Origin of the sequence: Brevibacillus nitrificans (assembly GCF_003710965.1) — a bacterium.
Classification (GTDB): domain Bacteria; phylum Bacillota; class Bacilli; order Brevibacillales; family Brevibacillaceae; genus Brevibacillus; species Brevibacillus centrosporus.
This window is the reverse complement of record NZ_RHHU01000012.1, coordinates 215,310-230,209: the sequence shown is the minus strand read 5'-3', so window position 1 is coordinate 230,209 and position 14,900 is coordinate 215,310. Positions and strand designations below refer to the sequence as shown.

The 14,900-nt window shown below is 48.8% G+C and carries 16 protein-coding genes; 2 read left to right on the top strand and 14 right to left on the bottom strand.

Annotation, left to right across the window (positions count from 1 at the left end; all coding sequences use genetic code 11):
• Positions 1–68 precede the first annotated feature (68 nt).
• From EDM59_RS20965 to EDM59_RS20900, 14 genes are all read right to left on the bottom strand, one after another.
• Complete coding sequence (locus EDM59_RS20965) at positions 69–953, bottom strand: hypothetical protein (RefSeq protein ID WP_122925399.1); 885 nt, start codon at positions 951–953, stop codon at positions 69–71.
• A 187-nt stretch (positions 954–1,140) separates the two neighbouring features.
• Entirely contained in the window at positions 1,141–1,470 is a 330-nt protein-coding gene (locus EDM59_RS20960) for an aldo/keto reductase (RefSeq protein ID WP_246011148.1), read from the bottom strand.
• A 71-nt stretch (positions 1,471–1,541) separates the two neighbouring features.
• A complete protein-coding gene (locus tag EDM59_RS20955) occupies positions 1,542–2,012 on the bottom strand; it encodes a DinB family protein (RefSeq protein ID WP_122925397.1) in 471 nt (156 codons plus the stop codon).
• A gap of 172 nt (positions 2,013–2,184) precedes the next feature.
• Positions 2,185–3,117, bottom strand: coding sequence for a manganese-dependent inorganic pyrophosphatase (locus EDM59_RS20950; RefSeq protein WP_122925396.1), 933 nt, complete (start codon positions 3,115–3,117; stop codon positions 2,185–2,187).
• 149 nt (positions 3,118–3,266) lie between these two features.
• Positions 3,267–3,686 carry a MarR family winged helix-turn-helix transcriptional regulator gene (locus EDM59_RS20945; RefSeq protein ID WP_092267651.1) on the bottom strand — a complete coding sequence of 140 codons (420 nt, stop codon included), beginning with the start codon at positions 3,684–3,686 and terminating at the stop codon, positions 3,267–3,269.
• Positions 3,687–3,802: 116 nt separating this feature from the next.
• Positions 3,803–4,537, bottom strand: coding sequence for an SDR family NAD(P)-dependent oxidoreductase (locus EDM59_RS20940; RefSeq protein ID WP_122925395.1), 735 nt, complete (start codon positions 4,535–4,537; stop codon positions 3,803–3,805).
• Positions 4,538–4,549: 12 nt separating this feature from the next.
• The gene (locus tag EDM59_RS20935) at positions 4,550–5,299 is read right to left on the bottom strand and encodes an SDR family NAD(P)-dependent oxidoreductase (RefSeq protein WP_122925394.1); all 750 of its coding nucleotides are present in this window, start codon (positions 5,297–5,299) and stop codon (positions 4,550–4,552) included.
• 151 nt (positions 5,300–5,450) lie between these two features.
• Positions 5,451–6,716: an MFS transporter gene (locus tag EDM59_RS20930; RefSeq protein WP_122925393.1), complete on the bottom strand. Its 1,266-nt coding sequence runs from the start codon at positions 6,714–6,716 to the stop codon at positions 5,451–5,453.
• 74 nt (positions 6,717–6,790) lie between these two features.
• The gene (locus EDM59_RS20925; RefSeq protein ID WP_122925392.1) at positions 6,791–7,597 is read right to left on the bottom strand and encodes an SDR family NAD(P)-dependent oxidoreductase; all 807 of its coding nucleotides are present in this window, start codon (positions 7,595–7,597) and stop codon (positions 6,791–6,793) included.
• A 479-nt stretch (positions 7,598–8,076) separates the two neighbouring features.
• The gene (locus EDM59_RS20920; RefSeq protein ID WP_092267649.1) at positions 8,077–8,613 is read right to left on the bottom strand and encodes a GNAT family N-acetyltransferase; all 537 of its coding nucleotides are present in this window, start codon (positions 8,611–8,613) and stop codon (positions 8,077–8,079) included.
• A gap of 89 nt (positions 8,614–8,702) precedes the next feature.
• The gene (locus tag EDM59_RS20915; protein WP_122925391.1) at positions 8,703–8,909 is read right to left on the bottom strand and encodes a CLC_0170 family protein; all 207 of its coding nucleotides are present in this window, start codon (positions 8,907–8,909) and stop codon (positions 8,703–8,705) included.
• A 35-nt stretch (positions 8,910–8,944) separates the two neighbouring features.
• Entirely contained in the window at positions 8,945–10,183 is a 1,239-nt protein-coding gene (locus EDM59_RS20910) for a Ger(x)C family spore germination protein (RefSeq protein ID WP_122925390.1), read from the bottom strand.
• Entirely contained in the window at positions 10,152–11,273 is a 1,122-nt protein-coding gene (locus EDM59_RS20905) for a GerAB/ArcD/ProY family transporter (RefSeq protein ID WP_122925389.1), read from the bottom strand. The genes EDM59_RS20910 and EDM59_RS20905 overlap by 32 nt, the downstream gene beginning before the upstream one ends.
• Positions 11,221–12,909 (bottom strand): spore germination protein, encoded by a 1,689-nt coding sequence (locus EDM59_RS20900; RefSeq protein ID WP_122925388.1) that lies wholly within the window; start codon positions 12,907–12,909, stop codon positions 11,221–11,223. Before EDM59_RS20900 ends, EDM59_RS20905 begins: the two co-directional genes overlap by 53 nt.
• Positions 12,910–13,271: 362 nt before the next feature.
• Here EDM59_RS20900 and EDM59_RS20895 point away from each other — a divergent pair, with 362 nt between their 5' ends.
• Together EDM59_RS20895 and EDM59_RS20890 are read left to right on the top strand one after the other, a co-directional pair.
• Positions 13,272–14,012, top strand: a complete 741-nt coding sequence (locus tag EDM59_RS20895; RefSeq protein ID WP_122925387.1) for a GNAT family N-acetyltransferase — start codon at positions 13,272–13,274, stop codon at positions 14,010–14,012.
• Positions 14,013–14,175: 163 nt separating this feature from the next.
• Complete coding sequence (locus EDM59_RS20890) at positions 14,176–14,832, top strand: hypothetical protein (protein ID WP_122925386.1); 657 nt, start codon at positions 14,176–14,178, stop codon at positions 14,830–14,832.
• Positions 14,833–14,900: the final 68 nt, after the last annotated feature.

Below are 14,900 nucleotides of genomic sequence, written 5' to 3'. Positions count from 1 at the left end.
CCGACTTTATCGACAGCCTGGAGCGGAGTTCTTTCTCCGCTCTTCTCTCTATTTCCTTGCGCAGGGCACTATTCGCCCAACGTTTTCCAGTACTCGTAAGAATGCACAGCAACCCCGCCATAGGATGCATGCTCAGCCATCAGGATCGGAAGCTTCGTGATCTCTTGATTCAGATACGCTGCGCCTTCCTCATAAAAGGAGACAAAATTGCCCTCGCTGCTCTCTTTCGTTTCTACGCCAAGCATGATCTTCTTCCCAAGGGCATCTGCATACCCCAGCTCTTGCACGACGAGAGAAGCTATACTGTTGGGTCCTTCTACCCTATCGCGGTAGGACATGATCGCCACATGGTCGTGCTGGGCAATCATCCACTGGCTCAGTGTCATGTCTGGAAGATCCGGCAGCTCGTATTTGTCCAGCCAAAAAGGAATGTCACAGCCAGTCTCAAGTTGAGGGTCCTCATGGGCTAGGTCCAAATAGGCCTTCACATTCTCCCGCCATTGGCTCATAACGTCAGCCTGATCACTCTTCCACTCCGGCAGCAGATACGGCTCGATGTCCACATGCACGCCGCTGATTTTTTCTTCTTCCAAAACGCTTTGGTTGTATTGATGCACCCAGTTTACAAAGGCCAACACCTTCTGCTGATTGGCTTGCAACCCCCAAGCTGGGCTGCCGCTGAGTGCATGCACCTCGATACCGTCCCGGCGAGCATCTCGGATAAACGCCTGATAGTACGAGGGCTTTTTCGAGATGTCGATTTGCAGATACAGCAGGTTTACTCCTTGCTTCTTACTGAATGCGAGAATCTCTTCCGGCTCCGAAGCAACCAGAGACGTGTGCCACAGCCAAACCGCTTTGCGTGGCGATTCTTGTGGTGATGAAAACCCCGTGATCAAAAGAAATAATGATAACAAACAAACGTATGCCGACAATCTTGCTGCAGCTTTCAATTTCCTGCCTCCAAATGCAATTGAGGCAGATGCCTGCCTCCAACTACTGTAGTATTCCTTCCTTCTACTCATATCGGCGGCTTTGGCAAATTTTATAAATCAAATACGGAGATCGAGAAAGAAAAAAGCGGCACAGCTGCGTGCCGCCTCCCTTTCCTATTGATTATCCAAAGCCGTTTCGGATACTTCAAAGTCTCCTGCGATCTGACTGGCCATCTCGTTTATGCGGATCAGATCGCCTGCTGACAGATTCACGTTTCAACGCAACTTGGGAAGCTGTCACTTGCTGCACGCAGGCGATTTCTTCCAGCTGGGCGACGATATCCCTATTTTTCTGGAAGTTCTCTCCTTGAAAACGCGTGAAGTGTCTTCTGATATCTTGCGCGGAAAAATCCTCGTACCGCTTGATAGACCCTGTTAAAAAGCCTTTTCCCAGTGGACTGTAGGCGACGATCCCTACCCCCAGCTCCCGCAAAGTGGGAAATGCTCGCTCGATCTCACGTCCCCACAAGGACACGATGCGTTCGTGTTCTGATAGAAAAGAAAACCGTCCATCAAGGTCTTTTTCATCCCTGATGGACGGTTTTTTTATGATTGCGTTGCCCGATAGGCGTCTCTTACACGCTCGATTTGAGCGAGGTGACCGCGAACATGCTGGACGCGGTATTCCAGCAGCTGTTTAAACGTAAATCGCAGTCCATCGGGATACACGCCTACCCGCTCGGCTTGCTCCTCAGTCAGATGATCCAAAATCGGCTGCATCGAGAGACGAAGCGATTCGAATAGCTGAAGATGCTGTTCGCGATCCAGCACGTCATACCTGAGCTCGTCTACCCATTGATCTTGATCAAAGGAATACAAGAGAGGTTCGTTTTCTGCCAATACCTTTCTCATCCGATGCGTAGACAAGATTTCCGAATCCGTCACATGGATGATGATCTGATGAATGCTCCAATGATCTGGCGCGGGCTTAAACCGGAGCTCTGCCTCGCTTATCCCCTCGATTGCCTCTCTAAGCATCTTGTGTCCGCGGCCGTATTCTTCCATCCATCCTTTCATGCATACCCCTCCTAGTTTTCGAGCTTTGCTGCTTCCCCTTCCCTAGCGGAACAAGCTCTCTCTTGTCCTCCATTTTACCAAAAGATGGTTTTTTCGAGCAGACCTTTTACACGCAAAAAAACTGCCAGCAGCAGGTGCACGGCAGTTTTTTTCATGAAAAGACATTTCACCCTTACAGGCTAGCGAAGGTGTCAGTCAGTACAGGTACGATTTGTTTTTTGCGGGAAACGACGCCTTTGAGAACGGCTTTGTTGTCCACCAGAGTCACATTGTACGCCTTCTCTACAGCATGTGCTGCTTTACCGATCGCAACGCCTACGGAATCGTTGTTCAAAATGTCGGTTACCGCGAACAGGAACAGGTCCAGACCTTTTTCCGCTACGATCGCAGAAATAGCTGCTTCCAGCTCAGCTTGACGTCCCAGTACATCGTTGACGTCTACCGCGTTCACCTGCGCGATTTCTACTTTTGCGCTGCCCATCTGGAATTCTTTTGCATCCAGAGACAACAGCTGTGCGATGGTTTTGTCGCTCAGGTCAGCACCAGCCTTGAGCATTTCCAGACCGTACTCCTCCAGGTTCACACCGGCGATTTCAGCCAGCTCGTGCGCTGCTGCCACGTCTTGCTCTGTGCAGGTCGGAGATTTCAGGAGCAGTGTGTCGGAGATGATCGCCGACAGCATCAGACCCGCGATGGCTTGCGGAATCTCTACGCCGTTTTCTTTGTACATTTTTTTCAGGATGGTGGTCGTGCAGCCAACTGGTTCTGCGCGGAAGTAGAGTGGATTGCTCGTCTCAAAGTTCGCAATACGATGGTGGTCAATGACTTCTACCACTTGCACCTGCTCAATATCGTTTGCGCTCTGTTGGCGCTCGTTGTGGTCGACCAGGATGACTTCGTTTACTTCATTCGCTACGGTTTCCACTTGGCGAGGAGCCGCTACTTTAAAATAGTCCAGTACGAACTGCGTTTCGCTGCTTACCACACCGAGGCGAACCGGCTCTACGTTTGCCCCCAGCTTTGTTTTCAAGTCTGCGTATACCAATGCAGAGCAGATGGAATCCGTGTCAGGATTTTTATGACCGAAAATGAGCTTTTTTTCCATGCTTCATACTCCCTTAGTCTTGTTTTGGCGTCAAAATTATACCATAGGCTTTAGGATATTCCCAAGTAACATTATAGGTTCAAACGCCTTGATTGGAAATAAAGAATAGCAGCCCAAACAAAGAATTTGTCCAGACTGCCTTTGTCTTCTTACTGTGACGCATTCAGCTTTTCGTATATTTTTAACAGCTGCTGTCGTTCTTCATCCGTCAGCTTTTCAAACAGATTTCTGCGCAGAGCCTGTCCTTCCTGATTGGCCCGATTCACCATTTCCACGCCTTTATCGGTAATTCCCAAATAAATAATGCGACGGTCGGACTCATCGATGATCCGGATTGCTAATTTTTTTCGTACAAGCTTCTCCGATAAATGAGTGAGCGTTGGAGGAGTCAATCCTAGCGCCCTCGCAATATCGGACGGGCGGCTTCTTCCGCTCTGCTTCAGATGCCCGAGAACAAGTATATGAGAGACACCGAGATCTTCATTGAACATTTTATTCCACTGGATGATCAGATTGTTCGTGACTTTGTCCATGTTATGGATGATCTCAAAAATCGTCTGTTCCTTCATAAGAGTCGATCCCCGCTTTCTACTAGAAAACCTCTCTCGCTGCCGACTCCCGGACAGCTTCCTATACGTTAGGAAAAAGCCCCTAATCAACATTAGGGGCTTTTCTATCATACATGCTATTGAGCGGAGAATCCACCGTCAATCACCAATTCAGCACCTGTGATGTACGCTGAGTCATCGGATGCGAGGAACAAAGCCGCTTTGGCAATATCCGCAGGCTGACCCAAACGCTGCAGCGGAGTCGCCTGAATCAAGCGTCCAAGAAGCTCCTTGGATGTACTCAGCGCTTGTGTCATCGGTGTTTCAATAATTCCGGGGAAAAGGGCATTTACGCGTATCCCGTCACGCCCAAACGCAGTTGCTGCTGCTTTCGATATCGCACGAACAGCGCCCTTGGATGCAGAGTAATGGTTAAAGCCTTGTCCGATCTGCGCCGTATAAGAGGAAATATTGATGATGGATCCTTGCTTTTGGGCTGCCATATAAGGCGCAACATGCTTCATGCCGGCAAATGGCCCAAAGCCGTTGATCGCAAGCATTTTCTGCCAATCATCCAGATTGATGTCCTGATACGGCTTCTCTGATGAGATCCCTGCATTGTTGACCAGAATATCAATCTTGCCAAAACGCTCGTTCACTTCTTTTGCCAGGGATGCCCAGTCTTCATCCGATGAGACATTTAGCTTCATCCCATAGACATTTTCCTTTTTGCTTGCCGCTTCCAGTGCGGTTTCATTGATATCTGCGGCAATGACGATGGCGCCTTCCTGACTGAATAGATCGACCATGCACTCCCCAATACCCGATGCTCCACCTGTGATGATGGCTACTTTATTCGCTACTCTTCCCATGTCCAATACCTCCTAGCGTAATTTAATGGAGCCGCCGTCCACCATAATCGTTTGACCGGTAATATAATCAGATTCACGGCTTGCCAAGAATACAGCGACTTGTCCAATATCCTGTTCCGGATCACCCAGTCGACGCAGCGGGATTTTCTGAATCATGGCATCATACAGCTGCGGTGCGCTCTCCCGCCACTGCTCTACACCCGGGGTCAGTGCAATGGGAGAAATGAGATTGACAGTAATGCCATCCGGCCCCCATTCGTTTGCTGCGACACGGGAGATCGCCCGAATCGCTTCCTTTGCGGCAGCATAGGAGGTTTGGGTCACTTGACCATCCAAGCCGGCACCCGATGCAAAGTTGATGACCTTGCCCTGCGTTTTCTTCAGCTCGGGATAGGCTGCCTGCATAAAGTGGAAGGTAGGATAGAAGCCCGTCCCAAACGACAGGTTAAACATCTCCTGCGTGGTTTCCATAAAAGGTGCTTGCCTGGAGACGTGTGCATTGTTCACCAGAATATCGAGCTTGCCAAATTTCTTGACGACAGCCGCCACAATCTCATCGACATTCTCCTTCACGGAGATATCTTTTATAAAAAGCATTCCTTCTGTATATGGATTTACCTGTGCAAGGGTGTCCTTCCCTTTTTCTTCATTCACATCGACGATGGCGATATGGGCGCCTTCTTTCGCCATGGCCAGAGCAATCCCTCGGCCAATTCCTGATGCGCTTCCAGTTACAATTCCAACTTTTCCTTGCAATCTCATAATTGTAACCTCTTTTCATTCCAATATATTTAGATATCTAATTGTTTTACATCTAAATAATAACAAAGCTTCTGTTTTCGTGCAACCCCAATCAAAAATGCACAGACAATCTGTTTGAAACAAATCATCCGTACATGTCCGTTGATGCTTTTTACTTCCACAATCCTTGCTGCTCCAGATTCTGCTTGCCTCTGAAGGCTGCGAATACACATACAATATTGATCAATAGCATGCCAACAATCGCATAAAGTACTAACGTATAGCTTCCCGTAAAGTCGAAAACATAACCGTAGGCGGGCAGGGCGACGACCGAGGAGATTGCCAGCCCCAAAGACGCATTGGAATAGATTTGACTATACTCTTTGTTTCCAAACAAGCTGGATGTAAGAGCCGGCCCCAAAGTCCCAATGGAGGAAGAGATAAAGCCAAACAGCCCAACCGCGAAAGAAATAACGAACGTGCTGGAGGCAGAGAATATCAGAAGGAGAATGGCCATCAATCCGGCAATCATGGTAAAAAGAGCGGTGTTTTTCGTACCGATTTTGTCACTCAAGTATCCGATCACCAAGGACCCGATTAATACCCCAACCATATAGGTTCCCATCACATTCCCTGCAAACGTTACGTCAAATCCTTTGTTCATCAAATAGGTCGGAATGTGCATGGAAAAGCTTGCAATCGAGGTTACCAAGAAGAAGAAGATCACCAGTGCGTAGAAAGCGGACGACTTCCTCGCTGCAGCCAGTGTGACCCCTTTGTTGTTCGCTTCCCCCAGAGACCGGCTCCCCTTCCCTTTCTCCTCTCCCATGCCATATGGAAGCAGCCCTTTATCCGCTGGCTTTTTTCTGATCAACAGCAGTACGATGGGAACCACAATCAGAATGACCGCGATCCCAACGCTCAAATAGGACGCTCTCCAGCCATCCGTCGCAATCATCTTTCCGACGACCGGCTGGGATATGGCGCCAAGCGCTCCCCCTGCTGCGCTCATGATTCCCAGTGCCAGTCCGTTGTTCTTCTGAAACCACTGGTTAATCAAAACCGGTCCCGCCATCACCGTAATAAACACCCCTCCGACTGCCAGCGGAATCGCAAGGACATACCAGCCCCAGACAGCATCCATCAACCCAAACAAGGCAAATGCGCCCGCTTGCAAAATGATGGCTGCGATCAGAAGCATCCGCGTATCGTATTTCGCCATCAGCTTGCCGCCTATCGGTAAAAAGATCATGGTAACGATGGCAGATACGCTAAAATACAAGGATAGACTGCCCATCCCGATCCCGAGGTCCTTCGTGATCGGCGTCAAAAACAGGCCCGCCGAATTGTTCAAGCCGCCTTTCCCCAAACCGACGATCAGGCAAAGTCCGACTAAAATCCACCAGGCGTAGTGAATCTTTTTACTATTTTGGCTCATGCAGTTTTCCTACTCCTTCTTCTTGTATGTCTGCCTCATCTTCTTTCCAAAAAGCTGCTCTTCCCACAATGGCGTTAGCCTTGTGCCTTTTTCATCCACTCGTTAAAATCCGCAATGCTCGGATTGGCGATATAATGTCCACCTTCTACCTGAATGGTCTGTCCTGTAATAAACTTGGATTCATCTGATGCCAGGAACACTACCGTATAGCCGATATCCTCCGGCTGTCCGTGATAAGGCAAAGCGTTGTATTTCGCGAAAATGTCCAATACTTCAGGCGCCATATTGTTTTTCGCTGCCGGTGTCAAAATCAGTCCAGGTGCAACCGCATTGCAGCGAATGTTGTCTTTTCCATACTGGGTGGCAATATACTTCGTCAAGTTGACTACGGCTGCTTTTGACGCGCCGTATGCTGCACGAATCGAATCGCCGGTAAATCCCGCCATGGACGCTGTATTAATGATGGAGCCGCCACCCGCCCGGATCATATGAGGAATGGCATACCGGCTGCCCAATAACACGCTCTTCAGATTCACGTTCATGAGCCGATCCCATTCATCCAGATCGATGTTCACGACATCCAAATCCTTTTTCAGATTTGTCAGTCCTACATTGTTGAACAGAACCGTGATTTTTCCATATTGCTCCACGGTGTTTTCAACGGCCGCACGGATCGAGTTGTCATCTCCCGCATCCAGGAAAATGCCGACAGCTTCTCCACCTTGGGCTTTGATGCTCTCAGCTGCCTGCTTTGCCCCATCCACATGAAAATCAGCAATGACTACTTTTGCACCCTCTTTTGCCAAAAGCGTCGCAGCGGATAAACCGATGCCTGAAGCGCCTCCTGTAATCAGCGCCACTTTATCCTGTACTCTTCCCATTGTTTCAAGTCCCCTTTCTGTTTCATCAAGCTTCCTGTCGCCACCGCTATGTAAACGCTTTCTCTTTTGATGGCAATCGCTGCCGAAATGTTCACATGATTGCCGGCATTTTCTAATAGCAATCGTGGCAGGACCACTCCTTTAATTATTAGATATCTAAATATTCGGCGTCTAAATAGTAGCATATACGAATTTCGTATGCAATCAGAACATTTGCAACCTAGGTGGCAAACGTAAAAAAACCTCTTTCGAGGACTTTTCAAAGAGGAGCGATCGCGTTTTAGCGGTAGGTTTTTATGCGCTCCGGAATTCATAAGCCTATCGCTTATAAATTCCTATACGTTTAGAAAGCTTGGCTCCGCCAAGCTTTGCGGTGGAGCCATAGCTGCATTTATACTGGCTAAAAATCTTATAAATTTTACTGTATGAAAAAAGCTTCCACCAGAAATAGGGTGAAAGCTTTGTATGCTTGGTCATCCTCAATGCTTCCAGGTCAAAACTTCATCTGGATTCGCTACTTCCCTGCCATAAAAACGGTGCGAACGGAAATTATGAATCTCTCGGCAAGCCTTGGCCATATTCTCCAGGATCTCCTTTTGCGGAACTCCATCCGGACTCCAGTAGTACACGATCATCTCATACGGCTCCCCGTTTTGATCCTCCCGCTCGTATTTGATCCGATCGGCCTCCACAAATCCGTTCTTATCGTAAAATCGTGCTCTGCGCACAGTGTCCTCATCCTGTTCATCGACCGGCTCCACTTCCAGGAGAATCGTTTTTCCTTTTTCCTTCAGCTTGTTTAAGACCTTTGTGCCCATCCCCTTGCCTCTCGTATTCGGATGAATCAGCAAGTAGTCGATAAAGAGAAAGTTCTCAAACTCCGCGTACAACAAGAGGTAGTCTTCCGTCTCTTCTTTATGGTACGCATCTTTATCCTCGATCAAAGCACGAAATTGGCCGGGATCCTTCATTTCATGCTCGGGAAAATACTCATTCAGGCGCTCATACCACTGCATGCCGCTCCCCCTTTTGGCAAACGCTTCAATCCAAGATTAGCATCTCCGAATGCCAGACGTTCCACTCATCGGTCATTCGTGGGCGACCTTCACCAAATTTGGAGCAGCGAATTCACAAGCAAAAGCAAAATACCCAAAATGAGATTGAACCACCCGAGGAACTGCGATGCCTTCTTTTCTTTTTGCATGCCAGGCATGGCATACCTTTTGACATCCACTTTTAAAATGAGCAAGCCTGAAAGCAATAGCATCGGGATCACATAAACAGAAAAACTGATGCTGCCCCCCGTAATCATTCGGCTGTTCCTCCAAACGGCAAAAGACTTCTTCCCTATCTCGCTTTCATGCCCACGCGTCGAATCTCGATATTCACCTGTATATCCACGGTAATGTCTTTATACATCTCTTGCCAGCGCTCTTTCGTTTTTATTTTCTGGTTCCAATACTGCGGCTCCATCGCCCGTACGTATTCACCGAACCCAAAGATATCGGCGTTTTTTGCTTGGGTTTGCTTGATGAGATCCTCATAAAACTTCACAGCCCCCTGCTCATCCTGACGCTCAATTTGTTCGAGCAGAGCGGAGGTGATCGCCAGGCCTTTTTCATTGCTTTTTTCTTCCAAATTGACTTCAATGAAGGTTTGGACCAGGAAATGAGGAAGACCATTCTTGATTTGTACACGAATCTTAGACTTTCGGTAGGTCGCGTAGAGATTGACGACATAAGGCGTATTTCCCACCCGCACAAAGCTTCGGTACCCGGCAGGATTCAATCCCTTAATCCCCATGTAGGCTGCGATTTCAAACGGCTTGGTCGTCCCCACCATTTTGTCATTTTGAAAGTAAGCCATTCCCAATAGCTCGACATTCTGTTCTTTCTTCAATTGCATGTAAGGGAGAAAGCCTTCCTTCCCTTTCTTGGAGGAATCGCTCCAAAACAAACCGATATAATCGGACGGAAACTTCCCCAGTCGAACAGCCTCATCCAGCGTGGACATGAGATACATCGTCGGCACTCGCTCCAGCTTGGGAGCTGCTTTCATTAATTCGGCTGCTCTTCCTTTGGAGATTACCAGCCACGCCATTCGCCGTACCTCCGAATTTCTGCGGAAGTAGTCGCTTAGGTTTTCCAGCCCTTTTTTCGCCACGGCCTCTGAGACAACTATGACACGCAGATGACCAAAGAAGAGCCTTCCTGAAATCTGCTGCTGGAGATTCATGAGGGCATCATCGATCGAGTGACCGACTACTTCTATGACCCAGACCGTATTTTGTCCGCCACCATCCGTTTGCCCGCCGCCTTCACCTGGTCCCAGCGGAATGCGCCCTGGCAGTCCGATTTGTGCCGCGACACGAATCAATTCCTTTTTCGGTGCAGGAAATTTCCCCCGTATGTGAGAAATTTCTTGCTCCTCTTTTTCTGCTTCTGGCTCTGCTGTATCCACCGAGATTCCCAGTACGACAGCCCGTTCCTCAATTTCCAAGCGATCCCAGCACCCCGCCAGGAAAGGAACCAGAAGCGAGATGACCACAATGAGCTTAGCTTGGTTTATCCATGGCTGTATCTTCATTGCGATCCTCTCTTTTCCCGCGAATGATGGCCACAATCAGCAGAACACTCGGGTACAGAATGGTGATCATGAGGCCACACCGGCTTACGAATTCAATAATGTCATACATCTGCATAATGTTTTGTGGGACCATCGCCAATACAAACACAAATGGCAAGAGAGAGAAAGAAAACATCCCGTGATCGCGCAGGCGCAACAGCTTGCTTACGGAATGGATGGTCAAATAATAGCTGGACAGCAGCGATGTGAAAACCGCCGTCACCCAAACTGCCAAAAAAGCTGCGTCCAAACGCTCCAAAATATTCGCAGGCAGAGATGTCGCCTTTGCCAATTCCAGCGTGGGCCAGAGCAGTTTCTTGATTTCCTCTGCGCCAAATAAACCGACTGTCGCCACGACGATCGTAATGTACAGCCCTCCCGAAATCACCATGGCCCAAACACTTGCCTTCATGACTCGATGAGGATTGCGCATCGCAGGAATGATCATGGTCAAAATAAAGGACCCCTGAAAGAGCGCCGCCACGGTCAAAACACCTTTCATCAGATCGTTCTGTTCATTTCCCCACAGTGGCAAAAGATTGATCATCTCTGCGTTTTTTAGGGAGAGCGATGCGATGACCAAGACGGGTACAAGCAGGAATGGAAAGTAAAACTGATGGATGTAGGTAAAGGTAAAGATATCGCTTCTCGTTGAAATGGCAGCGAGGAGCAGCATGACAATCACGGTGATTTCCACAGGCGTTGACTTTAATACGGAAGTGACGACGACCTCTCCAAACTCCCGTGCTGTAAGCGAGGTCAAAACCGCAAAAAAGCCGATCACCAGCAAACTGCCAATCCGTGCAAGCCACTTGCCGATAATATCTTCGCTGTAGATGATAATCGTCTTGCTGGGAAATCGCTTCCCTAAAATCGTAATAATGATCACTCCGAAGAAAGCGAGACAGGTACCGAGGAAAGTGACAAACGGCGCCCCCGAATCGGCTGTCCGCACGGCAAAAAGCGGCAGGGCAAGTACCCCTACGCCAATGATGGTGCTAACCAGTATTGTCACCACTTGAATCACTGTTATTTGTTGAGGAACCTTCACCGGTAATATCCTCCCTTCCCATTTGAGCGCGCGAGGAGGTATCCATGTGATCGCCAGGGGTTTTCAGTTTTTCTACGACGGATTCATCCAGCCTACGTAGATCCTTTGGCTGCAAAAAAGTGGGTCTGCTCTTCAATGACCACAATGGCCCACGCGTGAACAAATCTTTCATCCCCTGAAAACTGCCTGGTACGAGCGGACTCAAATACGGCACTCCAAACGATTTTAACGACAGCAGGTGATTCACAATCAAAATCAAACCGACTACAATCCCGTAAAGCCCGAAGACACCCGCCATCACGATCAAAGGAAAGCGGAGAAAGCGAAGCGCCAGTGCTGCATTGTAAGCAGGTGTGGCAAACGATCCGATAGTGGTCAGTGCGATGATTACCACGGTAATCGGGCTTGCAAACCCTGCGGCAACGGCTGCTTGACCGATGACGAGCACGCCTACAATCGACAAGGCTCCCCCCACTTGCTGCGGCAATCGGATCGTCGCCTCGCGCAAGACTTCCATGGAAATCTCGATGACGAGCACCTCGATCACCGCTGGAAAAGGAACTCCCGCCCGTCCACCTGCTACAGCCACCGCAAACTCGGTAGGGATGAGCTCGGGATTATACGAGATGATCCCGACGTAAAGAGAGGGAAAAACAAGTGAAAACATCAGCGCTACGAGCCGCGCCAAACGAATCGCACTCATCAGGAGAAAACGCTCCGTATAATCTTCCACCGTTTGATAGAACTGGTTGAAGGTCGTGGGCACGACAAGGGCCAGAGGCGAACCATCGACGAAGATGGCCACTCTGCCCTCCAGCAAATTGGCAGCTACTTTATCCGGGCGCTCCGTATACTGAACCTGGGGAAACGGAGACAGATGGTTGTCCTCGATGAACTGCTCCAAATAACCGGAATCCAGTATCGCATCAATATCGATTAGGGACAGCCGCTGCCTGACCTCTTCCACGAGTTCAGGATTGGCGATCCCTTGCATATGGCAGATCGCGACCTTTGATTTTGTCCTTTGCCCGATTTCGAGCGTGCGAACATGTAGATCCGGTGTCTGCAAACGATATCGAATCAAAGCAATGTTTGTCCCCAACAGTTCAATAAATCCTTCGCGAGGGCCGCGGATAACCTGCTCGGTGGCTGGCTGATCCACATTTCTTTTTTCAATATTGCGTGTCCCGATCAGAAACGCGTCATCCAATCCCTCGACAACGACCACCGTCTGACCGCGCAGAATACCCTCGACAAGCATGGAGAGCCGACATTCCAGCACGGCTTCGCTATGGTAGAGAGTTTCGTTAATCAGCATATCCTTCAACCGGTTGGGATCAACATTTCCCTTCTTCATACGAGGGTTGACCAGCATCAGCGGTTTTAAAATGTCGGTATTCAGGTTGCCCTGATCAATCATGTTGGAGTAATAGAACATAACTGCCGAAAATCGTCCAAACACATGAAAACGACGCATCGAAAAATCAGAGTTCTCTCCGAAAATATGTAGGATGTACGAAATGGTATCTTCCACATTTCCATTTATTCTTTCGTCGTTGGAATCGTTCTTGTTTTGATCGGACGTTGTGACCTGGGGCTGTTTCATCTTCTGGCTGAACCATTTGGAAAATGGCATTCTTCCACCGCCGATTCCTCTAGCAAATTGGCCCGAAACGCATCATCGCTCGGTTGTTTTTCATCATCATTGACATTTCAGCCCCAGTTTAAACGAAAGCCCACTGGGTTCAGCCGCTTTGGACGCTTACATGGACGCATCCTGAGTCTTCCCCCTGCTTCATCCCATCTTGCAATCTTTATAATTGGAATAATTATCTATTTACTCCTTTACTTAATTTACTATGATATGGTAATTTTTAATTATTTCTAAATATCTTTTCGCTCTTAACATACGGACGACTTGCCTTACCTTGTAAAGGAAGATAACCCCTTCCATACTTACACAGACAAAGATCAGGATAGGATCAGGAGGATACCAGGATGGAATACAAAGTATATACGTACGCACAACGTACAGATCTAGATGATCAAATCGGGGAGGTACTCGAAGCAAGCTGGTCTGCTTTTATGCTGAATGATGAGGTAGCCAACCAGCATTACGATCACCTGAATGAGTGGTTCGCTGCCTATCAATACGTCTTGACCAATGACAGCGACAGGGTTATGGCAGTAGGAAACGCAATCCCCTTTCATTGGGACGGCACAAAAGAGGATCTCCCCAAAGGCTGGGATGACGTATTCCTGCGAGGGATTGAGGGGTACCGCCAAGAGCAGAAGCCTAATACGCTGTCCGCTCTATCGATTTCAATCAATCCTGCCTACCGCGGACTTGGTCTCAGCAGGCAGATGGTAACCGCTATGAAAGAGATCGCCATCCAAAATGGCCTGACGTATATGCTCGCTCCTGTGCGCCCGTCCTTCAAGCACAAGTATCCCCTCACGCCGATGGACACGTACATTCGATGGCAAACACCAGAGGGAGCTCCGTTCGATCCATGGGTGCGCACGCATTGGAAGCTGGGGGCAAAGGTCATGCAAATCGCCCCTGAATCGATGTACATCAAAGGGAATGTCGCCCAGTGGGAAAGCTGGACAGGCATGAGGTTTCCCGAGTCGGGAACGTACATGATTCCGGATGCGTTGACTCCCGTGCAGATTGATGTGGAAAAAGACGAAGTGTTGTACATCGAACCGAATATCTGGATGCAGCACTTTTTGTGAGGTTCTTGTTCCTGCCTGTGCGCTCTTCGAGGACGGAAAAAGGGTGAATCGTGTCGATTATTCTGGAAATCATCCGCCTAGTATCGTATAATTTTCCTGTAATAGTCCTTTGGTCCCCGTACTATTTACCCTTTAAATTCAACAGGCAACGGAGAATAGAACGATGAAAAAAGCGGCAGGAATCACGATCATGGTAGCGTTGCTAGGTTTCAATGCATACCTGTGGCCAACGTTGATAAAAGAAGTGAAAGCCGATCAGAAAAACGAAAAAGGCGTCCAAACCGCCACGATTTTACCAGATTCGACTCCCGTCATGGATTTGTCCAATCAAGGGCCTCGTCCAGCCCATGTATCAGCCTATCCGGTCGAACAGCCGGCGGGTCAGCCGAGCTCATCTGCGGTAGCAGCAAGCAAACCCGGCACGGATTCGAAAAAGCAATCGTCAGCAAAGGCCGTACAGACGGCTTCCAGCAAACAGCCAAAGAAAACGGCTCAAAAGCCTTCTACCCCATCGAGACAGTCGGATGGTCCAGACGTTCAAATCACCTATACATACGAGCCATCCACGATTCATTATGAAGAGACGACCTATACAACGACGAGCAGCTACGGCGGCGGTTCGTTCAATATGCCGCTCGAATATAACCCGTATACGGGCAAAGTCCAGGAATCCGTCAAAATTTATCGGGGCATGGAAGTTCCTGCTACCCCGACGTTGAACAAACAAAACTTCGGCATCCCGCAGACCGTAAAACCATATGCCCCCCCTGAGAAACAGGATCAACAGCAACTCGCCCCGCAGTCTTACCCAGGCAGATAAGAGAATATGGATGGTCCGTTCATTTGTTCCTCCGTGCAGGAACATTTTTTTTGCAGAAAATAGGTAGA